Annotated in this window: 18 protein-coding genes; 13 read left to right on the top strand and 5 right to left on the bottom strand. The window is 72.6% G+C overall.

Annotation, left to right across the window (positions count from 1 at the left end; all coding sequences use genetic code 11):
- Nucleotides 1-58: 58 nt before the first annotated feature.
- Together ACIBK5_RS12825 and ACIBK5_RS12830 are read right to left on the bottom strand one after the other, a co-directional pair.
- The gene (locus ACIBK5_RS12825; RefSeq protein ID WP_399018894.1) at nucleotides 59-832 is read right to left on the bottom strand and encodes an SDR family NAD(P)-dependent oxidoreductase; all 774 of its coding nucleotides are present in this window, start codon (nucleotides 830-832) and stop codon (nucleotides 59-61) included.
- 94 nt (nucleotides 833-926) lie between these two features.
- A complete protein-coding gene (locus ACIBK5_RS12830) occupies nucleotides 927-1,595 on the bottom strand; it encodes an MOSC domain-containing protein (RefSeq protein ID WP_399018896.1) in 669 nt (222 codons plus the stop codon).
- A gap of 80 nt (nucleotides 1,596-1,675) precedes the next feature.
- On the opposite strand from ACIBK5_RS12830, the gene ACIBK5_RS12835 reads away from it, so the two are divergent.
- The gene (locus tag ACIBK5_RS12835; RefSeq protein WP_399018898.1) at nucleotides 1,676-2,572 is read left to right on the top strand and encodes a LysR family transcriptional regulator; all 897 of its coding nucleotides are present in this window, start codon (nucleotides 1,676-1,678) and stop codon (nucleotides 2,570-2,572) included.
- A gap of 47 nt (nucleotides 2,573-2,619) precedes the next feature.
- Here the strand turns inward: ACIBK5_RS12835 and ACIBK5_RS12840 are convergent, their stop codons facing one another.
- The gene (locus tag ACIBK5_RS12840; RefSeq protein ID WP_184591351.1) at nucleotides 2,620-2,949 is read right to left on the bottom strand and encodes a WhiB family transcriptional regulator; all 330 of its coding nucleotides are present in this window, start codon (nucleotides 2,947-2,949) and stop codon (nucleotides 2,620-2,622) included.
- Nucleotides 2,950-3,329: 380 nt separating this feature from the next.
- Between ACIBK5_RS12840 and ACIBK5_RS12845 the strand changes: the two genes are divergently transcribed.
- The 4 genes from ACIBK5_RS12845 (at nucleotide 3,330) to ACIBK5_RS12860 (ending at nucleotide 7,887) form a co-directional block, all read left to right on the top strand.
- Entirely contained in the window at nucleotides 3,330-3,941 is a 612-nt protein-coding gene (locus tag ACIBK5_RS12845) for a response regulator transcription factor (protein WP_003948568.1), read from the top strand.
- Between the two features lie 475 nt (nucleotides 3,942-4,416).
- Nucleotides 4,417-5,004, top strand: coding sequence for a sigma-70 family RNA polymerase sigma factor (locus tag ACIBK5_RS12850; RefSeq protein ID WP_189722729.1), 588 nt, complete (start codon nucleotides 4,417-4,419; stop codon nucleotides 5,002-5,004).
- A 150-nt stretch (nucleotides 5,005-5,154) separates the two neighbouring features.
- Nucleotides 5,155-6,657 (top strand): IMP dehydrogenase, encoded by a 1,503-nt coding sequence (gene guaB, locus ACIBK5_RS12855; RefSeq protein WP_399018899.1) that lies wholly within the window; start codon nucleotides 5,155-5,157, stop codon nucleotides 6,655-6,657.
- 105 nt (nucleotides 6,658-6,762) lie between these two features.
- A complete protein-coding gene (locus ACIBK5_RS12860; protein WP_184591345.1) occupies nucleotides 6,763-7,887 on the top strand; it encodes a GuaB3 family IMP dehydrogenase-related protein in 1,125 nt (374 codons plus the stop codon).
- A gap of 654 nt (nucleotides 7,888-8,541) precedes the next feature.
- Here ACIBK5_RS12860 and ACIBK5_RS12865 read toward each other — a convergent pair.
- Nucleotides 8,542-9,750, bottom strand: coding sequence for a nucleotide sugar dehydrogenase (locus ACIBK5_RS12865; RefSeq protein WP_399018901.1), 1,209 nt, complete (start codon nucleotides 9,748-9,750; stop codon nucleotides 8,542-8,544).
- Between the two features lie 271 nt (nucleotides 9,751-10,021).
- Here ACIBK5_RS12865 and ACIBK5_RS12870 point away from each other — a divergent pair, with 271 nt between their 5' ends.
- On the top strand, nucleotides 10,022-11,728 hold the full coding sequence (locus tag ACIBK5_RS12870) for a glycerol-3-phosphate dehydrogenase/oxidase (RefSeq protein WP_399018903.1): 1,707 nt from the start codon (nucleotides 10,022-10,024) through the stop codon (nucleotides 11,726-11,728).
- An 82-nt stretch (nucleotides 11,729-11,810) separates the two neighbouring features.
- Here ACIBK5_RS12870 and ACIBK5_RS12875 read toward each other — a convergent pair whose 3' ends face one another.
- A complete protein-coding gene (locus ACIBK5_RS12875) occupies nucleotides 11,811-12,854 on the bottom strand; it encodes a serine hydrolase domain-containing protein (protein WP_399018905.1) in 1,044 nt (347 codons plus the stop codon).
- 173 nt (nucleotides 12,855-13,027) lie between these two features.
- On the opposite strand from ACIBK5_RS12875, the gene ACIBK5_RS12880 reads away from it, so the two are divergent.
- From ACIBK5_RS12880 to ACIBK5_RS12910, 7 genes are all read left to right on the top strand, one after another.
- Nucleotides 13,028-15,070 carry a serine/threonine-protein kinase gene (locus ACIBK5_RS12880; protein WP_399018907.1) on the top strand — a complete coding sequence of 681 codons (2,043 nt, stop codon included), beginning with the start codon at nucleotides 13,028-13,030 and terminating at the stop codon, nucleotides 15,068-15,070.
- A 153-nt stretch (nucleotides 15,071-15,223) separates the two neighbouring features.
- Entirely contained in the window at nucleotides 15,224-17,746 is a 2,523-nt protein-coding gene (locus ACIBK5_RS12885) for a protein kinase (RefSeq protein WP_399018909.1), read from the top strand.
- A 167-nt stretch (nucleotides 17,747-17,913) separates the two neighbouring features.
- Nucleotides 17,914-19,689, top strand: coding sequence for a serine/threonine-protein kinase (locus ACIBK5_RS12890; protein ID WP_399018910.1), 1,776 nt, complete (start codon nucleotides 17,914-17,916; stop codon nucleotides 19,687-19,689).
- A gap of 169 nt (nucleotides 19,690-19,858) precedes the next feature.
- Nucleotides 19,859-21,073 (top strand): protein kinase, encoded by a 1,215-nt coding sequence (locus ACIBK5_RS12895; protein ID WP_399018911.1) that lies wholly within the window; start codon nucleotides 19,859-19,861, stop codon nucleotides 21,071-21,073.
- 82 nt (nucleotides 21,074-21,155) lie between these two features.
- Nucleotides 21,156-22,817: a serine/threonine-protein kinase gene (locus ACIBK5_RS12900; RefSeq protein WP_399018913.1), complete on the top strand. Its 1,662-nt coding sequence runs from the start codon at nucleotides 21,156-21,158 to the stop codon at nucleotides 22,815-22,817.
- Between the two features lie 71 nt (nucleotides 22,818-22,888).
- A complete protein-coding gene (locus ACIBK5_RS12905; protein WP_399018915.1) occupies nucleotides 22,889-24,862 on the top strand; it encodes a serine/threonine-protein kinase in 1,974 nt (657 codons plus the stop codon).
- A 144-nt stretch (nucleotides 24,863-25,006) separates the two neighbouring features.
- Nucleotides 25,007-26,635 (top strand): succinic semialdehyde dehydrogenase, encoded by a 1,629-nt coding sequence (locus ACIBK5_RS12910; RefSeq protein ID WP_399018917.1) that lies wholly within the window; start codon nucleotides 25,007-25,009, stop codon nucleotides 26,633-26,635.
- Nucleotides 26,636-26,683 lie beyond the last annotated feature (48 nt).

Consider the following 26,683-nt stretch of genomic DNA (forward strand, 5'->3'; position numbering starts at 1 on the left):
GTCGAACAGCTCCAATTGTCCCAACGGGAGCTGCCCGTCGCCTCCCGACCCCGGGCTCCTACTGCGGTCCGTACTTCCGTCCGGTCCTGGACGACACCGCCCCGAGCATCCCTCTGGGCACCAGCTTCGCCGCCCCCATCAGCGCCTTGTAGCGCGGGTCCGGGATCGACAGCGTCTTGCCCCGGGCCAGATCGTGCAGCGCCGCCGCCACCAGCTTGTCCGCGTCGAGCCACATCCAGCTCGGGATGTTGTCCGTGCCCATACCGGCCCGGTCGTGGAACTCCGTGCGCACGAAACCGGGGCAGAGCGCCATCAGCCGTACGCCGCTGCCGGCCAGGTCGCGCGCCGCGCCCTGTGTGAACTGCACGACCCAGGCCTTGGACGCGCCGTAGGTGCCCCGCGGGACGAACGCGGCGACCGACGCGACATTGACGACACCGCCCCGGCCGCGCTCCCGCATGCCCTCGGCCGCCGCCGACGTCAGCCGCAGCACCGCCTCGCAGTGCACCTTGAGCATCCGCAGCTCGTCGGCCATGGAGACATCGAGATAGCGGCCCTTGTTGCCGAAGCCGGCGTTGTTGACCAGGAGGTCGACGGGGTTCTTGCGGTCGCTCAGCCGGCCGGCCACCGCCTCGATGCCCTTCTCCTCCGCCAGGTCGGCCGTCAGCACCTCCGCCTCGATGCCGTGCCTGTCGTGCAGCTCGGTCGCCTGTTCCCTGAGCCGCTTGGTGTCGCGGGCCACCAGCACCAGGTTGTGCCCGTCGGCCGCCAGTCGCCGCGCGAACGCGGCCCCGATGCCTGCCGTCGATCCCGTAATCAGAGCCGTTGTCATGGCAGAAGGTTAGTGACACGGACTGGGTGCGTCCGCTTCCGGACGGGGCCTTCGGCGGTGAAGGGTCGGTGGAGACAGTCGCGGTGAGGCGCCGTCAGGCCCCGTTCTTCTCCTTGTACTCCCGCGCTTGGCGCAGCACCTCCGGGTGCAGGGCCTCGCCCGCCGCCAGCAGCCGCGGCAGCAGCGTCCGCTCGGTGGTCACCGCGCGGAACTGCAGGGCCACCGTCACGTCGTGGTCCGGCCGGTGCAGGATCTCGACGGCGTCGCCCGCGCGGATCGCCCCGGGCTCGATCACCCGCAGATACGCCCCCGGCGCGCCCCGCCGGGTGAACCGCTTCACCCAGCCCTTCTCCTCCAGATGGCCCTGGAACGTGCGGCACGGGATCCGCCCGGAGGTGATCTCCAGCACCACCTCGGGCCCGATGCGCCAGCGCTCGCCGATCAGCGCGCCGGACACGTCCAGCCCCTTGGTGGTGAGGTTCTCGCCGAACGCCCCGTCGGCCAGCGTCCGGCCCAGCTCGCGCTCCCACTCGTCCAGGTCCTCGCGCGCCATCGCGTACACCGCCTGGTCGTCGCCGCCGTGGTGCTCCAGCTTGCACACCGCGTCCCCGGCCAGGCCGCTCCCGCCGATGCCCTTGGGCCCGGGCGCCGACACCCGCACGGCCCTGTCCACCGGCCGCTTGTCGATCCCGGTCACGCCCTCCGGGTTGTCCGTGTACGGCACAGCCTCGGCACGGCCCAGATTCACAGACAGAAGCTTCATACCCGCACGGTAAGGGACCGGGACTCAAAGCGTCGACGCATTATTCGCATCGGCGTCAAAGGGTCGCTTATCCTCGAAGGGTGATCGAAGCTCGTCATCTCCGTGTACTGCGCGCCGTCGCCGCCACCGGTTCCTTCTCCGCCGCGGGACGTGAACTGGGCTGCACGCAGCCCGCCGTCAGCCAGCAGATGAAGGCCCTGGAAACCTCCGTCGGCACCCCCCTTCTCATCCGCACCGGGCGCGAGATGCGCCTGACCCAGGCCGGGGATGCGCTGGTGCGGCACGCCGCCGGGATCCTCGCGGGGCTCACGGCCGCGGAGGAGGAGGTCGCCGCCATCGCCGGGCTGCGCGCGGGACGGGTCCGGCTCGTCTCCTTCCCCAGCGGCAGCTCCACCCTCGTACCGACGGCCCTCGCCGCACTGCGCGCGGCACACCCGGGTACCCGCGTCTCCCTGGAGGAGGCCGAACCGCCCGCCTCGGTGGGTCTGCTGCGCGAGGGCGACTGCGATGTGGCGCTCGCCTTCCGCTACGAGGGCGCGGCGGGCGCGGAGGAGTGGGACGACCTCGTCGTACGGCCGCTGCTGTCGGACCGGCTCGTCGCCCTGGTGCCGGAGCGGCACCGGCTCGCGGGTGCGGGGTCCGTCGCCATCGGGGAGCTCGCGCGGGAGTCGTGGATCGCGGGCTGCCCGCGCTGTCGCGGCCAGTTGGTCGAGGTGTGCGCGGCGGCCGGCTTCACGCCTCGCATCGACTTCGCCACCGACGACTATCCGGCGGTGGTCGGCCTGGTCGGTGCCGGTCTTGGCGTGGCCGTGCTGCCCCAACTGGCCGTCGAGGCGGTGCGGCCCCGGGGTGTACGCACCGTGACGCTGGAACCGGCGGTGCGCCGGGAGATCGTCGCGCTCACCCTGCCCGACCTCGCACAGGTACCGGCGGTGTCGGCGACGCTCGACCAGCTGGCGCGGGCGGCCGTCCGGTAGCGGGGACCGGCGGCACGCGTGCGCGTGTCCTTCGCAGAAACGTTATTTCAGTGATGCGAGGCGGTGTGCCCGCCCGGTGCCGACGCCGACACCAGCCGGTTGCGCGCCCGCCCCATGAGCTCTTCGCGCTCGTCCTCGGTCAGCCCGCCCCACACGCCGTACGGCTCACGCACCGCCAGCGCGTGAGCAGCGCACTCGGCGCGTACCGGGCACCTCATGCAGACCTCTTTGGCCGAGTTCTCGCGAGCACTCCGAGCCGCACCGCGCTCGCCCTCCGGATGGAAGAAGAGCGAGCTGTCCACCCCGCGACAGGCAGCCAGCAGCTGCCAGTCCCACAGGTCCGCGTTCGGTCCGGGAAGGCGGGAGAAATCTGCCATTACGTGACCCCTTGTAGCCGTTCTGGGCGGATCCGGTGTCTACGACCGTACAACTACGATCTAAGGAGATGAAAATATGACTCATTGCGAATCTAGCTCCAGACACTGGCAAAGCGGAAGAAATGGGTCTGAATGGGGCATAGGTTGTGATGAAAGTTCGTGGGTCTGCTGCGCATGTCTGCACCGTGTCCGCCCCCTCACGTAGAGTGCCGAAGATGACAGCCGACCCCGTAACTCTTTCGAGTGACCGTCGTTGAGAGTGCGAGGCGGTTGAAGGAACAAGCGCTCGGACAGGCGTCCGAGGCGGTCGACCGCACAGGTGACGATTTCGTACCAGCCTGGAGGCTCAAGGTGACGCGCATCAGCTGCGGAGGGCGGTCATGACATCCGTCCTCGTCTGCGACGACTCCCCGCTTGCCCGAGAGGCGCTCCGTCGCGCGGTGGCGACCGTGCCCGGCGTAGAGCGCGTGACGACGGCGGCCAACGGCGAGGAAGTCCTCCGCCGCTGGGGGGCCGACCGCTCGGACCTGATTCTGATGGACGTACGCATGCCCGGTCTGGGCGGCGTCGAGACGGTCCGGCGGCTGCTGTCCGCCGACCCCGGTGCGCGCATCATCATGCTCACCGTCGCCGAGGACCTGGACGGTGTGGCGCTCGCCGTCGCCGCCGGTGCCCGCGGCTATCTGCACAAGGACGCCTCCCGCGCCGAGCTGCGCGCGACGGTGACGCAGGCCCTGGCCGACCCGACCTGGCGGCTCGCCCCGCGCCGGCTGCGCTCGGCCGAGATGGGCGCAGCGCCCACGCTCACGGCGCGTGAGATCCAGGTCCTCGAAGGCATGAGCCACGGCCGCTCGAACGCGGAGATCGGTCGCGAGCTGTTCCTCTCCGAGGACACCGTCAAGACGCACGCCCGGCGCCTGTTCAAGAAGCTCGGCGCCTCGGACCGGGCCCACGCCGTGGCGCTCGGCTTCCGGTGGGGCCTGGTGCGCTAGGGCCTGTCGTTCGGATCGGGCCGGCTTCGAGGCGCGGGCCGGGGAGCGGGGGCATGTGGATGCCCCCGCGTGAGCCGGACGCGCGCGTGCGACAGCCGGTGGCCGACGGCGATGCCGGTGCGGCCCACTGCCTCCCCGGGCGGGGCCGGGAGCCCGGGAGGGTGTCCGCGAGGACCCGCGTCCCGGGGATGATCCGAACAGCAGGCCCTAGGGGCGACCGCGGAGGTCGGAGCGGTCGGAGCGGAAGTACGGAAACCCAGGTGGGCGGGGGTGGACCGGGGGTCCGCAGGGTGCCCGCTGCTTGTTTCGCCGCGGATGCCGCATCCTTGAGGGTGTGGAGTTCCTCGGGGACGAGTCGGTCGAGCGGAAGGGGAGGGCGCAGGAGATGAGTGCCGGCGCACCTGCTCATAACGCTTCGGTGCACAACAACGGGCGCGGCGCCGCGGACCCGGTGGCCGCAAGGCACCATGGACCGATGCGCGACGACGAGGCGGTCAATGCCCATGGGGCGATCGGCGCGCTCGTCCACCGCGCCGTCGACGGGGACGAGCAGGCCACGCACGATCTGCTCGCCCATGTCCACCCTCTGGCGCTGCGCTACTGCCGCACCCGTCTGTCCCGTCTCCCGGGCGACGCCCGGCACTTCGTCGAGGACCTCGCCCAGGAGGTGTGCGTGGCGGTGCTCCTCGCGCTGCCCCGCTACCGGGACACCGGGCGTCCCTTCGAGGCGTTCGTCTTCGCCATCGCCGCCCACAAGGTCGCCGACCTGCAGCGCGCGGCGATGCGTCACCCCGGCTCGACGGCCATCCCGTCCGACGAGATGCCCGAGCGCCCCGACGACTCCCTGGGACCGGAAGAGCGCGCACTGCTGAGCAGTGACGCGGAATGGGCCAAGAAGCTCCTGGCCAACCTGCCCGAGAACCAGCGGGAGCTGTTGCTGCTGCGCATCGCGGTGGGGCTCACGGCTGAGGAGACGGGCCAGATGTTGGGAATGTCACCCGGCGCCGTCCGGGTGGCGCAGCACCGGGCGCTGAGCCGGCTGCGGGCCCTCGCCGAGCAGTAGCCCCTTCAGCGGCCCTTGGTTGAACAGGCGGTGCGCGCCCTCCGTACGAACATACGAAGCCCGGAGCGAGCCGGAACCGTGGAATGAGACAGCCGCGCTTCCCGTTAGCATGGACATCCGCACCGATCAAGGCCATTTGGGGAAGGTGTCATGACTGCAAACGTCGACGGAGTGCCCGGAAAATTCGCGACACTCGGGCTGACCTACGACGACGTGCTGCTGCTGCCGGGCGCATCCGAGGTGCTCCCCAACGCGGTCGACACCTCGTCCCGCATCTCCCGCAACGTCCGGGTCAACATCCCGCTGCTCTCCGCGGCGATGGACAAGGTGACCGAGTCCCGTCTGGCGATCGCGATGGCCCGCCTCGGCGGTGTCGGCGTGCTGCACCGCAACCTGTCGGTCGAGGACCAGGTCAACCAGGTCGACCTGGTCAAGCGGTCCGAGTCCGGCATGGTCACCGACCCCATCACGGTGCACCCCGACGCCACGCTCGCCGAGGCGGACGCCCTGTGCGCCAAGTTCCGCATCAGCGGCGTCCCCGTCACCGACCCGGCAGGCAAGCTGCTCGGCATCGTCACCAACCGCGACATGGCCTTCGAGACCGACCGCAGCCGTCAGGTGCGTGACGTCATGACGCCGATGCCGCTGGTCACCGGCAAGGTCGGCATCTCCGGCGTCGACGCCATGGAGCTGCTGCGCCGCCACAAGATCGAGAAGCTGCCGCTCGTCGACGACCGGGGCATCCTCAAGGGCCTGATCACGGTCAAGGACTTCGTCAAGGCCGAGAAGTACCCGAACGCCGCCAAGGACGCCGAGGGCCGGCTGCTGGTCGGTGCCGCGGTGGGCGCCAGCCCCGAGGCCCTGGAGCGCGCCCAGGCGCTCGCCGAGGCCGGGGTGGACTTCCTGGTCGTCGACACCTCGCACGGCCACAACAGCAACGCCCTCAGCTGGATGTCGAAGATCAAGTCGAGCGTGTCCGTCGACGTGATCGGCGGCAACGTCGCCACGCGCGACGGTGCGCAGGCCCTGATCGACGCCGGCGTCGACGGCATCAAGGTGGGTGTGGGCCCCGGCTCGATCTGCACCACGCGTGTGGTCGCCGGTATCGGTGTCCCGCAGGTCACCGCCATCTACGAGGCCTCCCTCGCCGCCCGTCCCGCGGGCATCCCGCTGATCGGCGACGGCGGTCTGCAGTACTCCGGCGACATCGGCAAGGCGCTCGCCGCCGGTGCCGACACGGTCATGCTCGGCAGCCTGCTCGCGGGCTGTGAGGAGTCGCCCGGCGAACTGCTCTTCATCAACGGCAAGCAGTTCAAGTCCTACCGCGGCATGGGCTCGCTCGGCGCCATGCAGTCCCGCGGCCAGGGGCGGTCCTTCTCGAAGGACCGCTACTTCCAGGCCGAGGTGGCCTCCGACGACAAGCTCGTGCCCGAGGGCGTCGAGGGCCAGGTGCCCTACCGCGGCCCCCTGGCCAACGTGCTGCACCAGCTCGTCGGCGGTCTGCGCCAGACCATGGGCTACGTGGGCGCGGCCTCCATCGAGGAGATGGAGTCCAAGGGCCGCTTCGTCCGCATCACCTCGGCGGGCCTGAAGGAGAGCCACCCGCACGACATCCAGATGACGGTCGAGGCGCCGAACTACAGCCGTCAGTAGGCACCAGGCCTGATGGGGCGGCCCCGGACGCATCCGGGGCCGCCCTCGTCATGCCCGTCGGCGATACTGGAAGACGCTGCAACGCATCAGGGAAAGGCCACAGACGTGACTGAGATCGAGATCGGGCGCGGCAAGCGCGGCCGCCGGGCGTACGCCTTCGACGACATCGCCGTCGTCCCCAGCCGCCGTACGCGGGACCCGAAGGAGGTCTCGATCGCCTGGCAGATCGACGCCTACCGCTTCGAGCTGCCGTTCCTGGCCGCCCCCATGGACTCGGTCGTCTCCCCGGCCACCGCGATCCGCATCGGCGAGCTCGGCGGCCTCGGCGTGCTGAACCTCGAGGGTCTGTGGACGCGCCACGAGGACCCGCAGCCGCTGCTCGACGAGATCGCCGAGCTGCCCGCCGAGGCGGCTACCCGGCGCCTCCAGGAGATCTACGCCGCGCCGATCAAGGAGGAGCTGATCGGCGCCCGCATCAAGGAGGTGCGCGACTCGGGCGTGGTCACGGCCGCCGCGCTCTCCCCGCAGCGCACGGCCCAGTTCTCCAAGGCCGTCGTCGACGCGGGCGTGGACATCTTCGTCATCCGCGGTACGACGGTCTCCGCGGAGCACGTCTCCGGGGCGTCCGAGCCGCTGAACCTGAAGCAGTTCATCTACGAGCTGGACGTCCCGGTGATCGTCGGCGGCTGCGCCACGTACACCGCGGCCCTGCACCTGATGCGCACCGGCGCGGCCGGTGTGCTGGTCGGCTTCGGCGGCGGCGCCGCGCACACCACGCGCAACGTGCTCGGGATCCAGGTCCCCATGGCGACGGCCGTCGCCGACGTGGCCGCCGCCCGCCGGGACTACATGGACGAGTCCGGCGGCCGCTACGTGCACGTGATCGCGGACGGCGGTGTCGGCTGGTCCGGCGACCTGCCCAAGGCGATCGCCTGCGGTGCCGACGCGGTCATGATGGGCTCCCCGCTCGCCCGCGCGACCGACGGTCCGGGCAAGGGGCACCACTGGGGCATGGAGGCCGTGAACGAGGAGCTGCCGCGCGGCAAGAAGGTCGACCTCGGCACGGTCGGGACCATCGAGGAGATCCTCACCGGCCCGTCCCACACCCCCGACGGCTCGATGAACCTCTTCGGCGCCCTGCGCCGCGCTATGGCCACCACCGGCTACAGCGAGCTGAAGGAGTTCCAGCGCGTCGAGGTGACGGTGGCGGACTCGCAGCACCGGCGGTAGTCCGCGGGCCGCAGTAGGGGGAAGGGCCTGGTCACTCGAGTGAGTGACCAGGCCCTTTCGCGTACCCAACTGGCTCTGGCAGGGCGCGTGTTGCCGTTGGGGGGCGCACGGTTGCCTTTGGGCCGTTCGGCCCGGTGTAGGGCGGTTTCGAGGCGCTAGTGTCCTTGATCGGCGCCCAGGTTCTTCTGGGCTCCCCCTTCCAAGGACACGGTTCCGGACCCCGGCCCCTCGGGGCCCGGCCCGATTCCGACGTGCTGCCTACCGGGTCAATGGGCAGTGTCGTGGAAGGGGGCGCCCATGGGTCGCCACCGCAAGCCCACCCGCTGGGACCGACTCCGTCTTCGGATGGTGCAGTGCCGGAGGAGGTGGATCTTGCGGATTTTCGGATGGTGAGCGGCCGCCCCCATGTGAACTAGGGGCGGACACTCCGTGATCCATCCTGGAGCCTGCCGCAGTGACCGCTGTGGTGGGCTCCACCTCGTTTTGGATGGTGAGCGGCCGCCCCCAGAGAACGTAGGGGCGGACACTCCGTGATCCATCCTGGAGCCTGCCGCAGTACCCCCTGCGGTGGGCTCCACCTGTGTCCGTAAGGTACCCGCGCCGCACGCCGCATGCCACCAGCCTTCGGGGTTCACGCACCCCACGCGCCCCCTTTCACAACCGATGCGCCGCCCCCGCAGGCGTCGCCCCTCGCGTGTCCAGGAGCAGTTGCGCCTTCACCGACAGGCCCTGGAGGTCGTATGTGCGGTGCTGCTGGAGGAGGATGGTCAGGTCCGCGTCGGCGGCCGCTTCGTAGAGGGCGTCGGCCCGGGGGACGGGGCGGTCCAGCACGCTCCAGGCGGGGATGTACGGGTCGTGGTAGCTGACCGACGCGCCCAGGTCCATCAGGCGCAGGGCGATCTCCTGGGCGGGTGTGCCCTCCAGGTCGGCCAGGTCGGGCTTGTAGGTGACGCCAAGGAGCAGCACGCGTGCGCCGCGCGCCGATTTGCCGTGCTCGTTGAGGAGCTGGGCGCCGCGCTTGACGACGTAGCGGGGCATGCGGCTGTTGACCTTCTGGGCCAGTTCCACCATGCGCAGGCTGCGGCCGCCGTGGGCGGTCAGGTCCTGCGGGAGGGCGTGGCCGCCGACGCCCGGGCCGGGGCGGAAGGCCTGGAAGCCGAACGGCTTGGTCTCCGCGCAGCGGATCACGTCCCACAGGTCGACGCCCAGGTCGTGGCAGAGCGCGGCCATCTCGTTGACGAGGGCGATGTTGACGTGCCGGTAATTGGTCTCCAGCAGCTGCACGGTCTCCGCCTCGCGCAGTCCACGCGCGCGTACCACCTTGTCCGTGAGCCGTCCGTAGAAGGCGGCGGCCGACTCGGTGCAGGCCGGGGTGAGACCGCCGATGACCTTCGGGGTGCCGGCGGGGGTGAGGTCGCGGCTGCCGGGGTCGACGCGGCTGGGGGAGTGGGCGAGGTGGAAGTCGCGGCCCGCCCGCAGGCCCGATCCCTCTTCGAGGAGCGGGCGCAGGAATTCCTCTGTCGCCCCGGGGTGCACAGGTGACTCCAGGATCACCGTGGTGTGCGGGCGCAGCTGGGCGGCCAGGGTGCGGGCGGCCGTCTCCACCTGGCTGAGATCGAGCCGTCCGTCGGCGCCCGGCGGGGTCGGTGCGCAGATGACCGCGGTGCGCACCCTGCCGAGTTCGGCGGCGTTCGTGGTCTGCCGGAAGCCCCCCGAGAGCATCCGGCGCAGTTCGGCGGGGCTGAGGGGACCGGTCTCGGGTCCGGTCCGGTAGCCGATGGTGGGGACGCCGGCGGCGACGGCGGCCTGAGCCAGGGGCAGGCCGTAAGGGCCGAGTCCGATGACGGCGAGATCTGCGGGCACGGCGTGGCCGTCCTTCCCGTAGCCGAAGTGGGACAGGTGCGCAAGCCCTGTGGACAGGACGGGCGAGCGCAATGTCAGACTAGGAGTAAATATGACCGTTATGTGGGATTGCCTGGCCGAGTTTCGGTGAGTGTTCCGTGCGCGTTGTCCACAGGCTGAGGGCCCGTGGTGGCTGAAGTCGGGCAACCCGGTCAGAATTTTGGGCATGGGGGATACGGACGGGGCCGCACCCGACGGGTGCGGTCGGCGCGACCGATGAGCGGGAGGCAGCGTGAGGACAGCGACACTCGGGCCGGCGCAGCGAGCCGAGTCACTTGCATCCATGGCCGAGCGAGAGCTGGACGTGCTGGTCGTGGGCGCGGGCGTGGTCGGTGCGGGTACCGCCCTCGACGCCGTGACCCGGGGCCTGGCCACCGGCCTGGTCGAGGCCCGCGACTGGGCCTCGGGCACCTCCAGCCGGTCCAGCAAACTGATCCACGGCGGCCTGCGCTATCTGGAGATGCTCGACTTCGCGCTCGTCCGGGAGGCGCTGAAGGAGCGCGGCCTGCTGCTGGAGCGGCTCGCCCCGCACCTGGTGAAGCCCGTGCCGTTCCTGTACCCGCTGCAGCACAAGGGCTGGGAGCGCCTGTACGCCGGGTCGGGCGTCGCGATGTACGACGCCATGTCCATGGCACGCGGCCATGGCCGGGGCCTGCCGGTGCACCGCCACCTGACCCGCTCTCACGCCCTGCGCGTGGCGCCCTGCTTGAAGAAGGACGCCCTGGTCGGGGCGCTCCAGTACTACGACGCCCAGATGGACGACGCCCGCTATGTGACCAACCTGGTGCGCACGGCGGTGGCGTACGGCGCCAAGGCCGCCAACCGCGCGCGGGTGACGGGCTTCCTGCGCGAGGGTGAGCGGGTCGTCGGCGCGAGGGTGCAGGACGTCGAGGGGGGCGGGGAGTACGAGATCCGCGCCAAGCAGGTCGTCAACGCGACCGGCGTGTGGACGGACGACACCCAGGCGATGGTCGGGGAGCGCGGCCAGTTCCACGTCCGGGCGTCCAAGGGCATCCACCTGGTCGTGCCCCGCGACCGGATCCACTCCACGACCGGGCTGATCCTGCGCACGGAGAAGTCCGTGCTGTTCGTCATCCCCTGGGGCCGGCACTGGATCGTCGGGACCACGGACACCGACTGGGACCTCGACAAGGCCCACCCGGCCGCGTCCAGCGCGGACATCGACTATCTGCTGGAACATGTGAACTCGGTGCTCGCGGTGCCCCTCACCAGGGACGACGTCCAGGGCGTGTACGCGGGCCTGCGACCCTTGCTCGCGGGCGAGTCGGACGCCACCAGCAAGCTGTCGCGCGAGCACACCGTGGCGCATCCGGTGCCCGGGCTCGTCGTCGTGGCGGGCGGCAAGTACACGACGTACCGGGTCATGGCCAAGGACGCGGTGGACGCCGCGGTGCACGGGCTCGACATGCGCGTCGCCGAGTGTGTCACCGAGGACGTGCCGCTGGTGGGCGCCGAGGGCTACCGGGCGCTGTGGAACGCGCGGGCCCGGATCGCCGCCCGGACCGGACTGCATGTGGTGCGGGTGGAGCATCTGCTGAACCGGTACGGGGCGATGACCGAGGAACTCCTGGAGCTGATCGCCGAGGACCCGTCGCTGGGTGAGCCCCTGGCGGCGGCCGACGACTATCTGCGCGCCGAGATCGTGTACGCGGCCTCGCACGAGGGGGCGCGGCACCTGGACGACGTGCTGACCCGGCGGACGCGCATCTCGATCGAGACCTTCGACCGGGGCAGCCGCAGCGCACGCGACGCCGCCGGGCTGATGGCGCCCGTGCTCGGCTGGGACAAGGACCAGATCGAGCGCGAGGTCGAGCACTACCAGAAGCGGGTGGAGGCCGAGCGGGAGTCGCAGCGGCAGCCCGACGACCTCACGGCGGACGCGGCGCGGCTGGGGGCGCCGGACATCGTGCCCCGATAGGCACCCGCCGCTTCGGGGCCCTCTCCCGACATCACTCGAACGAGTGTCGCGGGCCGGGATCTCCGTTCGGGGCCCGGTCGTTCTACGAGGTGCGGGGGCAGAACTCGGCCGCGAGCACCGCGGGTTCGAGGTCGGGATCGGCGATCGCGTCCGTGTTCACGCGGAAGGTGAGGACACGCCGGCCGTCGACGGTGGCCGCGGTGCGTACATAGCTGCCGGATATGTGCCCGTTGTGTCCCCACACCGTGGTGCCGCACGGAAGCTTCTCGGGGAACAGGCCCATGCCGTACGCGCCGTGTGCGGCACGGGTGTCGCGCATCTCGCGCAGCCAGTGCGGGGGCAGCAGCCGGCCGTCGAGCAGGGCCGCGTAGAAGCGGTCCAGATCGGCGAGCGTGGTCACCAGCTCGCCCGCGGCGCCGGCCACCCGCGGGTCCAGATCGGTGACGTCGGTTCCGTCGGCGGCGTAGGCGCGGCCGTGCGGAGGGGGCAGCGAGGTGCGGGAGCCCGGGAAGGAGGTGCCCGTCAGACGCAGGGGAGCGATGATGCGGCGCTCGGCCTCGTCGGCGTACGGGTGGCCGGTGACCTGCTGGATGACCAGGCCGAGCAGGACGTAGTTGGTGTTCGAGTACGAGAAGCGGCCGCGCGCGGTCGGAGGGTGGGTGAGTGCGATGCGTACGGCCTGACGGGGTGTGACGGGTGCCCTTCCGCCGGTGTCCGAGGCGAAGTCGGACAGGCCGCTGGTGTGGGTGAGCAGGGAGCGCAGGGTCAGCGCGCGGCCGTCGTTGCCCGCTACCCGCACCAGCCCGGGCAGGTGGTGCTCCACGGTGTCGGACAGCGACAGCCGGTGCTCGGCGGCCAGTTGCAGGACGACCGTCGCGATGAAGGTCTTTGTGATGCTGCCGGCGCGGAAATGGTCCGACCGGGCGATTCCGGTACCGGCGTGGGCATAGCGGGTGGTGCTTCCCTCCCGGGCCAGCAGGGCCGCGGCGGGGGCTCCGCCCCGGGTCGTGAGCAGCGGCAGCACCGCGTCCGTGGGCGGTGCCGAGAACGCCGAGGAGTCGGCCGGGGGCAGGCCGAGGAGGGCGACGGCCACGGGCAGGGCCAGCAGCGTCCGAAGCGGTGGCATACGGGCTCCTCCCTCGTCAGGGCCCATCATGCAAGGCGGCGCGGGGCGCGGCACACCCGGGTTACGGGTGGGCGGGCCCGGCGCCCCGTGCCCAGGGAGCCCCCTGGGCACGGGGCACTTGTCGGGTGAGAGACAATGGAGGCTCTGTCAGGGCGGGTTGTATGAGGGGACGCATGTCGGAGGCGGAGCGGGCGGGCACATCCCGTCAGGACACTCGTCAGGACAACAGGGAGCGTCTCCTGGCGGGGCGCTACCGGCTGGGCGAGGTGCTCGGCCGCGGCGGCATGGGCACGGTGTGGCGCGCCGAGGACGAGACGCTGGGGCGGACGGTCGCCGTCAAGGAGCTGCGGTTCCCGACCAACATCGACCAGGAGGAGAAGCGGCGGCTGATCACGCGGACGCTGCGCGAGGCCAAGGCGATCGCGCGGATCCGCAACAACAGCGCCGTGACCGTCTTCGATGTGGTCCAGGAGGACGACCGGCCCTGGATCGTGATGGAGCTCGTCGAGGGCAAGTCGCTCGCCGAGGTCATCCGGGAGGACGGCCTGCTTGAGCCGAAGCGGGCCGCGGAGGTCGGGCTCGCCGTCCTCGACGTGCTGCGGTCCGCGCACCGCGAGGGCATCCTGCACCGCGACGTGAAGCCGTCGAACGTGCTGATCTCCGACGACGGCCGGGTCGTGCTCACCGACTTCGGTATCGCCCAGGTCGAGGGTGACCCCTCCATCACCTCGACCGGCATGCTCGTCGGCGCGCCCTCCTACATCTCCCCGGAGCGGGCGCGCGGCCACAAGCCGGGCCCGGCCGCCGACCTGTGGTCGCTCGGCGGGCTGCTGTACGCGTCGGTGGAGGGAGCGCCGCCGTACGACAAGGGGTCGGCCATAGCGACCCTCACCGCGGTGATGACCGAACCGCTGGAGGAGCCGAAGAACGCGGGCCCGCTGACGGACGTCATCCACGGGCTGCTCACCAAGGACCCGGCCAAGCGGCTCGACGACGCGGGCGCCCGGGCGATGCTGAACTCCGTCATCCACGCGCCGGAGAAGGCCGAGCCGGAGCCGCTGGACGCGACGAAGGTCGTGCCGCTGCCCAAGCAGCCGGACAAGGCCTCACGCAAGGGCGGCGGTCCGTCGGGCGCCGGGAGCAAGCGGGGCGAGGAGGCCGGGGAGCGGCTGCGCGGGGCGTTGCGCTCGGTGCGCAAGGCCGCGGCCGGACCTGCCGCTGCGTCGGCCGCGACCCGCACCAGGACCGAGGACGCCAAGACCGCATCCGGGCCGAAGGACGACGCGGCCGCCGGAGGCGCGGGCGCGTCCGCGGCGAAGCCGGGTCCGAAGCAGACGCCGGGGGCCGCGGCTTCCGGGGCCGGTGAGCGGGCCGGGCAGGACGCGAAGGCGACCTCCGAGGGGCGGAGTTCGGGGTGGCCCGTCGTGCCCCCGCCGGACCTGCCGCCCCGGCAGGTGCCCCGGGCGCCGCTCACCGACGTGGTGTCGCGGCGGACCCTGCTGATCATCGCCGTGGTCGTGGTGCTCGCCGTGCTCGGCACGGTGCTCACCATCGCGTTCAGCGGGGACGGCAACGGCTCGAAGGGAGCCGGGGGCGAGAGCGGCGGCAAGACCGTCGCGACCGCGTCGAGCGCTGACACCAAGGGCGACGAGAAGGGCGGCACGGGCACCGACGACACCGCGACGCAGCCCGCGCCGTCGGGGCCCGCCTCGAACAGCGAACCGAGCGGCGGGGCGAGCGGACCGGCCGGCGACGGGAAGGACGGGTCCGCCGGGAAGGGCACCGCGGCGGAGTCGACTCACCAGGGGAACCAGGGGTACTCGATCGGCCTGCCGAAGGGGTGGAAGTTCCAGTCCACGGGCTCCGCAGGCGACCGGTTCACCGGGCCCGACGGGCAGAAGCTGCTCATCGCCTGGACGTCCACGCCCAAGGGCGACCCAGTGGCGGACTGGAAGAGCCAGGAGCGCTACATGCAGCGCGCGGCGTACAAGAAGATCCGAATAGAGAAGGTGGACTACCGCGGCTGGAACACGGCCGACTGGGAGTTCACCTACCGGGAGAGCGGCACCAAGTACCGCACCATCGACCGCGGGTTCGTCGTCGACGACTCCCAGGGCTACGCGCTGATGTACACGGCGAAGGCGGACGGCTGGGGCGACGCGTCGCGCAAGGACACGTGGGCGACGCTGACCAAGACCTTCGAACCCAAGTCCTGAGCATGAGCCTTCCCGGGTTTGGGGAGGCAGATCTGGCATCCCCACATTGCGGGTTGCCTGCGGCACGTATCGTAAATATTTGCGGTCCGTGCGCAGCCGGAACGGACCGTGGGGCGAACGGATGTGACCGACCGGGCTGACGGGGGAGGCAACGTGGACGACTATGCGGGCCGGGTACTCGCCGACCGCTACCGCCTGCCGCTGCCGCCGTCCGACGAGTACGAACTCACCGAGACCCGGGCCTTCGACACCTACAGCGGACAGGAAGTCCTCGTCAGGCAGGTGCCGTTGCCTGAGGTGGTCGAGGCCGAGGTCCTCGACGCGGAGGGGCTGCCCGACGGCTTCACCGCGCGTGACGGTGGTGCGCGGCGGTCCGGCACCCGTCCGGGCCCCCGGCGGCCCACGGACCCGGTGGTACGGCGCGCAGTCGACGCCGCCCAGGCCGCAGCGGCCATTCCCGACCATCCGCGGCTCGACCAGGTCTTCGACGTGTTCGCCGAGGGCGGTTCGCTGTGGATCGTCAGCGAGCTGGTGGCCGCGCGTCCGCTGGCGGCGCTGCTCGCCGAGAAGCCCCTGACGCCGTACCGGGCGGCCGAGGTCGCCTCCGACGTCCTGATGGCGCTGCGGGTGCTGCACGCGCACGGCTGGGTGCACCGGAACGTCACCGCTCGGACGGTGCTCGTCTGCGACGACGGCCGGGTGATGCTGACCGGTCTCGCGGTGGGCGCGGCGGAGGAGGCGCTGTGCGGGTACGACCCGGTTCCGGCTGCCGAGGAACTTGAGCAGGGACCGGCCGACGGTGGCGCCGGGCCGGTCAACGGCGTCGGAGGCCCGGGTGGCGGCGCCCCGGGCGGCCGCGGTGGCGCGGCCGATCCCGAGGCCGCGCGGCGAGCCGCCATAGAGGCACGGGAGGCCAGGGGACTGCCCGCGGCCGGGGGTGACACGGCGGGCGGGGGCGCGGCCGTACCGGCTCGCAGAAGTGTGGACGACAGCGGTGACCCACGGGCCGCCCGAGCCGGGGCGATCGCGGCCTACCGGGCGGGTGCCCGGGCCGCCGCACGGGTCCAGGAGGCGCAGGAGGGCGGCCGGGCCGCCCTGCCCGGTGCCCGGTCCGCCCCGGACAGCGAGCCCGCGCCCCACGGCGACGGCTCGGCGCAGTCGCCGTACATCCCCGGGCAGGGCCCGGCACCCGGTGCGGGCCCGCCGGGGCGGATAGCCGACCCCTACGGCGTGGGCGGCGCCCCCCGGACGACCGCGTGGCACGGTGCCACGCCCCGGGGCGGAACCGGCGGTGCGCCCTTGCCGCAAGGGCAGGGCCAGGAGCAGGCGGCTCTCCCGCCGGCCCCGGACCCCGCCGCCCAGGGCGCGCCCGCCCGGTGGGACGAACTGGTCGCCGACACCCCCGCACCCCGGCGCGGCCCGGCCACGGCCCTGGCCGCCGAGCGGGCCCGGCAGGCCCGGATGGCCGTGGTGGGTCCCGTGACGGAGCGCTGGGCGCCCGAGCAGGCCGGACCCGTGCACGAGAACTGGCAGTTGGCCGCCCCGATCGGTCCCGCGACCGACCTGTGGGCGCTCGGCGCGCTGCTCTTCAGGGCCGTACAGGGGCATGCGCCCTACCCGGAGGAGTCCACGGCCGAGCTGGTGCAGATGGTGTGCGCCGAACCGCCCGCGTACGCCGAGGAGTGCGGGCCGCTCCGGCCGGTCGTGGAGTCGCTGCTGCGTCAGGACCCGACCGAGCGCCTCGACTTCGAGGAGCTGCGCGGCTGGCTGCGCTCGCTCGTACGCTCGGCGCCCGAGCCGGAGGCCGGGGTGCACGTCGTCGCGGCGCCGCCCGCCGACGCGAGCCGACTGCCCGTCGTACGCCGCCGGGGCGAGCTCGTGCGCAGGCGGAAGGCCGGGCTGCCCGCGCACCACGCGCGGCACAAACGGGCCAAGCGCGAGTCCCGGTCGCCGAACCGCCTCGGCCGCACCCTGCTCCTGCTGGTCCTGCTCGCGATGGCCGCCGCGATCGCCTACGCCATGCTCTTCATGCCCAGGTCGAAGACCGACGGCGCGGAAGGCACGGGCGGCACGGACCGCACCGGTTCCGCCGGTGAGGTCAGCCAGGCGCCCGAGCCGGACGCCAGCAGCGAGCCCCGGCCCGACCAGACCTCGCCCGAGCCGGAGAAGAGCCCGTCGACATCGGCCGGTTCCGCGGAGACGCAGACCGCGGGCCCCGATGTCGCCGAGGGCTTCACCCTGCGCAAGGACTCGGCCGGGTTCCAGGTCGCCGTCGCCAAGGGCTGGAGTCACACCCCGCGCAACGGCAGCGGCCAGGTCGTCTACGCGAAGGGCGACTTCGAGCTCATCGTCGTACCGGGCCGGGACAGCTCCGCGGAGTTCGGCAGTGATCCGATGTCCTACCAGCGGGAGAGGGAGCGGGAGTTGCAGCCGTACCGCGACTCCAGCTGGGCCACCTCCACCGGGCTGAAGACGATCGAGGTGGGCGGACGGACCATGGCCGAGGGACAGTTCACCTGGACCGGCGGCGACGGGGGCGAGCTGTACGTGCGCAACCTCGCGATGCTGGTCGACGGGCGGTACCACGTGGTCCAGGTGCGCGGGCCGGAGGCCGAGCGGGACGAGGTGACGCGGCTGTACGAGCAGGCGGCGGCGACCTACAAGGCGACGGGCTGAGGGTCCGGCGCGCCGCCTGTACGCGGTAGTTCAACCTCTGGTTGCCTCGCGTCCCGACAGGCGACAACCGTCACAGTGCGGTCACCGTGGTACCCCGCTTGTTCCCTGGGGAGGGGCGGGTCCTTACGCTGACCCTGTCAAGACCATTGCGGGGCAACGTGAATCAGATGCAGGGCCAGCTCGTCGCGGGCCGCTACCGGCTCGCCGACTCCATCGGCAGCGGCGGCATGGGCCGGGTGTGGCGCGCCCATGACGAGGTGCTGCACCGGTCCGTCGCCATCAAGGAGTTGACGGCAGCCCTCTACGTCTCCGAGAGCGAACAGGCCATCCTCCTGGCGCGCACCCGGGCGGAGGCGCGGGCGGCCGCGCGGATCAACCACTCGGCGGTCGTCACGGTGCACGACGTGCTGGAGCACGACGGCCGCCCGTGGATCGTGATGGAGCTGGTCGAGGGCCGCTCGCTGGCCGACGCCGTCAAGGAGGAGGGGCGCGTCGAGCCGCGCGAGGCGGCACGCGTCGGCCTCTGGGTGCTGCGGGCCCTGCGCGCCGCGCACACCGCCGGTGTCCTGCACCGCGACGTCAAGCCGGGCAACGTCCTGCTCGGCCGGGACGGGCGCGTCCTGCTCACCGACTTCGGTATCGCCCAGATCGAGGGCGACACGACCATCACACGGACCGGCGAGGTCGTCGGCTCCGTCGACTACCTGGCGCCCGAGCGGGTGCGCGGCCACGACCCGGGCCCGTCCTCCGACCTGTGGGCGCTCGCCGCGACGCTCTACACGGCGGTGGAGGGCCGGTCGCCGTTCCGCCGCACCACACCGCTGACCACCATGCAGGCGGTGGTCGAGGAAGAGGCCGCCCAGCTGCAGCACGCCGGTCCGCTCGCGCCCGTCATCACCGCCCTGCTGCGCAAGGATCCGGCCACCCGGCCGGGCGCGTCCGAGGCCGAGCAGATGCTCGCCGAGGCGGCGGAGGGGCGGCGGCCGAGCGGGGCGGAGGCGTATGTCCCGACGCAGTACGGGGGGACGCCGTACCGGGACGTCCACAGCGGCACGGGCACGGCGGGCACGGGCATGACCGGTCCGGGTACGGGCTCGACCGGGCCGGGCATGTCCGGCACCGGCTCCGGGTCGCACACCCGGACGCCGCTCCCGCCGCTGGCCGGTACCCCCGCCAACGGTGCCCCGGCACCCGGGACGCCGTCGTCCGGGACCCCCGTCGCCGGCCATCCGACGACCGGTCCCACCACGGTCGGTCCGACGGCGACGGGTCCGCAGGGGGCCGGGCCGCAGCGGACCGGTTCGGGCCGGCGCCGCAGGCTTCGTACGCTCGCCCTCGTCGTCGCCCTCGCGGCCATCATCGGCGGGACCACCGCCGTGGTGCTCCAGCAGTGGAACGAGGGCCGGCAGACGCCGGGCGGGGCCTCCGCGTCAGCGGATCCCACGAGCACCCAGCAGCCCGGGGGATCGGCTCCCGACAGCTGGGTCCGCCACGACGACCCCGCGGGTTTCAGCCTCTCCCTGCCCAAGGGCTGGAAGCGCAAGCCCTTCGGTCCGCAGGGCGAACTCAAGCAGATCGACTACACGCCGGACGGCGGACGGCACTTCGTGCGCATCGCCGTCGACACCTCCCCGGACTTCGGCGACCCGTACGCGCACCAGCTCGACCTGGAGCAGCAGATCAAGGATCTGGCCGACTACAAGCGGATCACGCTGGAGCGCAACGTCTACCGTGACCGGGGCGGCGCCCTGTGGGAGTACACCTGGACGGCGCGGGCGAAGGACACCCCGTTTCCTGGCCCGCGCCGTGCCATCGAGGAGACGTACGTCGCCCGCGACGGCACTGAGTACGCGCTCTACATGTCGTCGCCCGCGAAGGACTGGGCGAAGGCGCGCAAGCAGTTCACCTCGCTGCTCCAGGGCTGGCAGGAGAAGACCTCCTGACGCGGGGGCCCGCCGGCACAGAGCCCTTCTGACGCAGGGGCCCGCCGGCACAGAGCCCTGCTGACGCAGGGGCCCGCCGGCACAGAGCCCTGCTGACGCGGGCCGTCTGTTTCGGCCACCCGCGAGCGCCGCCCCGGAGCCGATCCGTCCGGTGGGGCATGATTGCCGCATGGGGACCGAGGGGCACAACACGCGTGTCATCGCGGGCCGCTACCGGTTCGAGGAGAGACTCGGGCGCGGTGGCATGGGCGTGGTGTGGCGGGCGACCGACCAGCTGCTCGGCCGGGGCGTGGCCGTCAAGGAGCTCCCCTACGACGAGACGCTCTCCGCGGCGGAGGCCCGTCGGCAGCGGGACCGTACGCTGCGCGAGGCCCGGGCCGTCGCCCAGCTGAGCCATCCGCACATCATCGTCGTGCACGACGTCGTCGAGGACGACGAACGCCCGTACATCGTCATGGAGCTGATCGAGGGCGGCTCGCTCGCCGACCGGGTCGCGGCCCGGGGCCCGGTCGACGCGGCCGAGGCCGCGCGCATCGGCATCGACCTGCTCGGCGCGTTGCGCGCGGCGCACGCGGCCGGGGTCCTGCACCGGGACCTCAAGCCCGCGAACGTCCTGCTGGAGGCCGGAACCGACCGGGTCGTCCTCACCGACTTCGGCATCGCCCAGGTCGCGGGCGCCCCCACCCTCACCGAGAACAACTCCTTCGTCGGCTCGCCCGAGTACACCGCGCCCGAGCGGATGTCGGGGGCCAGGACCGGGCCCGAGTCCGACCTGTGGTCGCTGGGCGCGCTGCTGTGCGCGGCCCTCAGCGGTGAGTCGCCGTTCCGCCGCGACTCGTTGGGCGGCATCCTGCACGCGGTCGTCGCCGCCGAGATCCGGCCACCCGCGCAGGCCGGGCCGCTCCTGCCCGTCGTACAGGGCCTGCTCGAACGCGATCCGGACCGGCGGCTGGACGCGGACCGGGCGGAGCGGATGCTGCGGGCCTTTCGTGACACGGGCCGGACGCCGGAGGCGCCGCCGCCCGGGTACGTGCCGACGGTCCGGGACACACCGGGCGGACGGCCGCCCGGCACCGCGCAGGACGCCGCCGGCCGGCAGCCGTTCATGCCGCCGGCGGGCATGCCCGCACCCGGCCGGCTCGCCGAACAGCTGATGCGGCAGCCCACCCGGAGGGTGCTCGTGGCCGCGCTGCTGGTCGCCGCGATGGCGGGGGCGGGAGTGTCAGCGGCGGCGCTGCTCATGGACGACAGCGGCGAGCCGGGAGGCGGCTCCACACCGACGAGTTCGGCTCCCGGGACGCCCACGCCCCGGCCCTCGTCCCCGAGCGTCCCCGCACCCACGACCACTCCGGTCAGCTCTCCTACCGGTACAAACGGGAGATAAGCCCTCGGCCAGGGTCACGGGTCTGTGACCGGTTCGCGGCATTGGTGGATACGTAAGCGCTTGGCGCGATATGGATGACCTCATGAGCAGCGACGGGGGATCCAGATCCGGGGCCGATGAGCCGACGAGTTTCGTTCTGCAACCTCCCAGCCCACCGGCGCCGGTACCGGGCAACCCGTACGCGACGCCCACCCAGGTCGTGCCGCCCCGGTCGGCGGCCGCGGCGCCGACGGCGACGGCAGCGGACGAGGATCCTGGTGCCGGGCGGCTCATCGCCGGGCGTTACCGGCTGATCGCCAAGCTCGGTCATGGCGGCATGGGCACGGTGTGGCGGGCCGAGGACGAGACGGTGGACCGGGAGGTCGCCGTCAAGGAGCCCCGCGTCCCGGATCATCTTCCCGAGCGCGAACGCGCCAATGCCTTCGAGCGGATGCGTCGTGAGGCGCGTGCCGCGGCCCGGCTCGACCATCCGGCGGTGGTCGACGTCCACGACGTGGCGGTCGTGGACGACCAGCCGTGGATCGTGATGGAGCTGGTGCGGGGCCGGTCGCTGGGCGACGCGCTCCAGGAGGGCACCCTGTCCGCGCGCGAGGCGGCCCGGATCGGCCTTGAGGTGCTCGGCGCGCTGGAGGCCGCGCACGCGGCGGGCATCCTGCACCGCGATGTGAAACCGGACAACGTGCTGCTCGGCCGCTACGACCGGGTCGTCCTCACGGACTTCGGCATCGCCCAGGTCGAGGGCGAGACCAGCCTGACCGACACCGGCGGCTTCGTCGGCTCGCCCGAGTACATCGCGCCGGAGCGGGTGCTGGGCCAGCGCCCGGGCCCGGCCAGCGACCTGTGGTCCCTGGGCGTGGTGCTGTACGCGGCGACGGAGGGCGTCTCGCCGTTCCGCCGCAGCAACACCCCCGCCACACTGCAGTCCGTCCTCAACGCCACGCCCGCGCCGCCCGCCTCCGCCCCGGGCCCGCTCGCCGAGGTCATCACGGGGCTGCTGCACAAGGACCCGGCCCGTCGTCCGAACGCCGCGCAGGTGCGTGCCCGGCTGGAGGCGGCCGCGAACCCGCCCGCCGCTCGGCCCACCCAGGTCGTGCGGGGCCCGGGCCAGGGCACCGGCAGCCGGGGCTTCCGGCTCGGCCGCGGGGCGTGGGCCGGACTCGGCGCGGTGGTCGTGGCGGCGGCGGTGACGGCGTACCTGGTGATCGCGGATCCGTTCGCCGGGCCGTTGCCCGACGGCTGGGGGACCAAGCAGGAGAAGAGCCTCGCCGCGTCGCTCGCGGTCCCCGACGAGTACCGCCGGACCGTGCCCGACCGGGAGAGGGACCAGGGGCACTGGGTGACGTACACCGACTGGAGCGGCAGCATCTGGATCGGCCTGACCCTCTACAAGAAGGCGGAGGACACCGGCCGCAACATCGCGGGCTCCGCGGCCGCCGAGATGTACGACGACGACAGCGGGTTCAAGGAGAGCGGCAGCTACGACCTGGACATGCCGGAGAACCCGAGGACGAACCCCAAGGTGACGACGTACAGGGGCAAGAAGGCCGCCGAGAACACCGTCGTCTACGACACCGACGACAGCGAGAACCCCCGCCCCCGCGAGCTCCGGATGTTCTACTACGGGACACCCGGCGGCGACATGTACAAGCTCACCGTCAGCTACCCGGGCAAGGGCGACTTCACCGACCGCGGGCGTGAGGTGGCGAGCACGGCGATCGCGAACCTGGACATCGACGGGACCTGAACCCGCGCCTCCAACACCCCTGGAAAGCCCCCGCGTCGACAACCGCCCGCCCCGCACGGTACTGATGGGGCATGAGCAACGACGGGGGCGGGACGGACGCTCAGGGCCGGCTGATCGGTGGACGTTACCGGCTGATCGAGCGCATCGGCTCCGGCGGGACGGGCACCGTCTGGCGGGCCCGCGACGAGCTCGTCCAGCGTGAAGTCGCCGTCAGGCAGCCCCGGTTGCCGGGCGGCCCCCAGGACGAGAGCCACCGGCGCGCGGCCCACCGGCTCCATCGTGAGGCCCGGGCCGCCGCCCGCGTCGACCATCCCGCGGCCCTCACCATCCACGACGTGGTCGTCGAGCCGGAGCGGCCGGACGAGGGCCTGCGCCCTGCGGGCCCCGACGAGCTCGACGCGGCCGAGGCGCTCGACGGACTCCCCTGGATCGTCATGGAGTCGGTCCAGGGCGAGTCCCTGCATGAGACGCTCCGACGCGGCCCCGTCGAGGTGCGCGAAGCGGCCCGGATCGGCCTCGCCGTCCTCGGCGCCCTGCGCGCCGCGCACTCCGTCGGCATCGTGCACCGGCACGTGAAGCCCGCCAACGTCCTGCTCGGCCCCGACCGGCGCGTCGTCCTCACGGACTTCGGCATCGCCCATGTCCAGGGCGAGGGGTCCCTTGCGGGAGGCGGGGAGTCCCTCGCGGCTGGTGGGAAGTCCCGCGGGGTTGGCGGGGAGTCCCGCACGGCTGGTGGGGAGCCTCACACCGCTGGTGGGGAGCCGCACACGGCTGGTGGAGAGCCGCACACGGCTGGTGGAGAGCCGCACACGGCCGGTGGGGAGTCCCTCGCGACCGGCGGGGAGCCCCACACGGTCGGCGGGGAATCCCTCGCGACCGGCGGGGAGCCCCACACGGTCGGCGGGGAATCCCCCGCGGACGACGGGGAGTTCGCCGCCTCGCTGGAGTTCGTCGCCCCCGAGCGGCTGTCCGGCCGTACCGCCGGGCCCGCGTCCGACCTGTGGTCCCTGGGTGCACTGCTGTACGCCGCCGTGGAGGGCTCGTCCCCGTTCCGCCGGACCACGCCGGAGGCCACACTCGCCGCGATCCGGGCCGCCGAGCCTCCCGGGCCGGAGCAGGCCGGGCCGCTCGGGCCGCTGATCGGCCGTTTGCTCCTGCCGGAACCCCGACTGCGGCCGGACGCCGAGGAGGTCGCGAAGGAGCTGGAGGCCGTGGCGGGACCACCACCCCTCGAGCCCGTCGCGGAGATACCCGCCGGGAACCAGGAGGCCGAAGACGTACAGGAGCCGGCGGACGGCCCGGGCCCCGGCGCTGGCCCCGGCTTCGGCCTTGGCCCCGGCCCCGGCCCCGGCCCCGGCCCCGGCCCCGGCCCCGGCCCCGGCCCCGGCCCCGGCCCCGGCCTCGGCCCTGGCCCCGGCCCGGGACCGCGCCCGGACGCGACCGCCGCACCACCGGAGTCGCCGAAACGGCACAGCCTCCTCCGCCCCGCCCCCCTCGCCCTCCTCAGCGCACTGCTCGCCGGAGGCCTGGGCGCCGCCACCCACCTCGACGGCGCCGGCACCGCGGAGAGCGCTGAACAGACCGCCGACACGACGGACACCTGGACCCCGCACCACGATCCGGACCTGGCGGCCGTACTCCATCTCCCGCGCCACTACCGCGAACTCGACCGGACCGGCAGCGCGACCGACCAGCCCCGCACCGTGCTCTACGGCGACGAACGGGGCGGCACGGTCCAGGTCCGCCTCCTCCTCTGGGACCGGGCCCCGGGCTCCCCGCTGGACCAGGCCCGGAAGGCACCCGTCGTCCAGGGGGACACGCGGTACACCCGCACCGGCGTCCAGGGCCACGAGGCCGCCCTCGCCGACACGGCCTACCACGCCGACGAAGGTCCCAGACGGGTCATGCGCGTGCTGATCCGCACCGGAGACGACCGCATGTACGAACTGCGCGTCGACATGTCCAGGGGCACGCCGGAGGAGGAGGAAGGCACCTCGGTGTTCCAGGGCGCCCGCGACCGGCTGGGGATCGGCTCGGGATCGTAAAAGGCTGAATTACACCGACTGTCACCGCACAACGCCCTGATCAGGGCGTTTGTTGCCAGCAGCCACTGGCGTCGTGTGTGCACTCGGTGAAGCCGTATTACCGACGGGTACCCAAAGCCTCCGCCGAGGCATACCCTGCGGCTCATGACGGACGCGCACGCCCCGGAGAAGCCCGGCACGGCACAGACCGGCACGAACCCCCTCGCCCCCGCCCCGGAGGGCGCCCGCACCGCCGCCGATGTGGTCACCCCAGAGCTGGTCGCCCAGCTCACCAAGGGCGTGGTCGGCTCCGGTCGCACCGCCAACCACACGCCGTTCACGGGGGAGAAGCTGGCCGATCTCCCCGAGTCGACGCCCGAGGACGTGGCGCGGGCCTTCGAACTGGCCCGCGCCGCCCAGGCCGTGTGGGCGCGGACCCCCCTGCGGCAGCGCGCCGCCGTCCTGCTGCGCTTCCACGACCTGGTGCTGGAGCGCCAGGCCGAGGTGCTCGACCTGATCCAGCTGGAGACCGGCAAGGCCCGGCTGCACGCGCACGAGGAGGTCCAGGCCGTCGCGGTCGCCGCCCGGCACTACGGCCGCAAGGCCCCCTCCTACCTGCGGCCGAAGCGGCACGCCGGTGCCATGCCGACCCTCACCAAGGTCACCGAGCTGCGCCACCCGCGCGGTGTGATCGGCCAGATCGCCCCCTGGAACTACCCCCTGGAGCTGTCGGTCGGCGACGCGATCCCGGCCTTCGTCGCGGGCAACGCGGTCGTCATGAAGCCGGACACGGAGACCTGCCTCACCGCCCTGTGGGCCCGTGACCTGCTCATCGAGGCCGGACTGCCCGCCGATGTCTTCCAGGTCGTCCTCGGCGACGGCCCGGTCGTCGGCCCGGAGGTCGTCCGGCACGCCGACTACGTCTCCTTCACCGGCTCCACCCGCACCGGCCGCGAGGTCGCCCAGGGCGCCGCCGCCAGGCTGGTCGGCGTCTCCCTCGAACTCGGCGGCAAGAACGCCATGCTGGTGCTGGAGGACGCCGACATCGAGAAGGCGGCGGCCGGGGCCGTACGCGCCTGCTTCTCCTCCGCCGGCCAGCTCTGCATCTCCATCGAGCGGCTCTACGTCCACGAGTCCGTGGCAGACGCCTTCCTGGAGCGCTTCGCCGCCCGTACGAGGACGATGCGCCTCGGCAGGTCGCTGGCGTACGGCGCCGACATGGGCTCCCTGGTCGGCGAACGCCAGCTGGAGACCGTCACGCGGCACGTGGACGAGGCGGTGTCCAAGGGCGCGAAGGTCCTCGCCGGCGGTACGGCCCGCCCGGACATCGGCCCGTACTTCTTCGAGCCCACGATCCTCGACGGGGTCGGCACGGAGATGTCCGTCTGCGCCGAGGAGACCTTCGGCCCGGTCGTCTCGGTCTACCGCTTCAAGGACGAGGACGAGGTCATCGAGCGCGCCAACGCCACGGCGTACGGCCTGAACTCCTCGGTCTGGACGAAGAACGCCCGCCGCGGCCAGGAGGTCGCCGCCCGGCTGCGCACCGGCACGGTCAACATCAACGAGGGCTACGCACCCGCGTACGGCAGCGTCCAGTCGCCCATGGGCGGCATGAAGGACTCGGGCCTCGGCCGCCGCCACGGCTCCGAGGGCATCCTCAAGTACACCGAGGCCCAGACGGTCGCCCACCAGAGGGTCCTCCCGATGGCCCCCTCCCTCGGCATGGACGACGAGAAGTACGCCCAGTTCATGAGCCGCAGCCTCCGCCTGATGAAGGCACTGAGGTTCCGGTAACCGGCCTTCTTTTCAGGGGCGCGGGGAACTGCGCGAGCAACCACAGAG

Source organism: Streptomyces sp. NPDC050546 (assembly GCF_044457425.1).
In the GTDB taxonomy this organism is placed as follows: domain Bacteria; phylum Actinomycetota; class Actinomycetes; order Streptomycetales; family Streptomycetaceae; genus Streptomyces.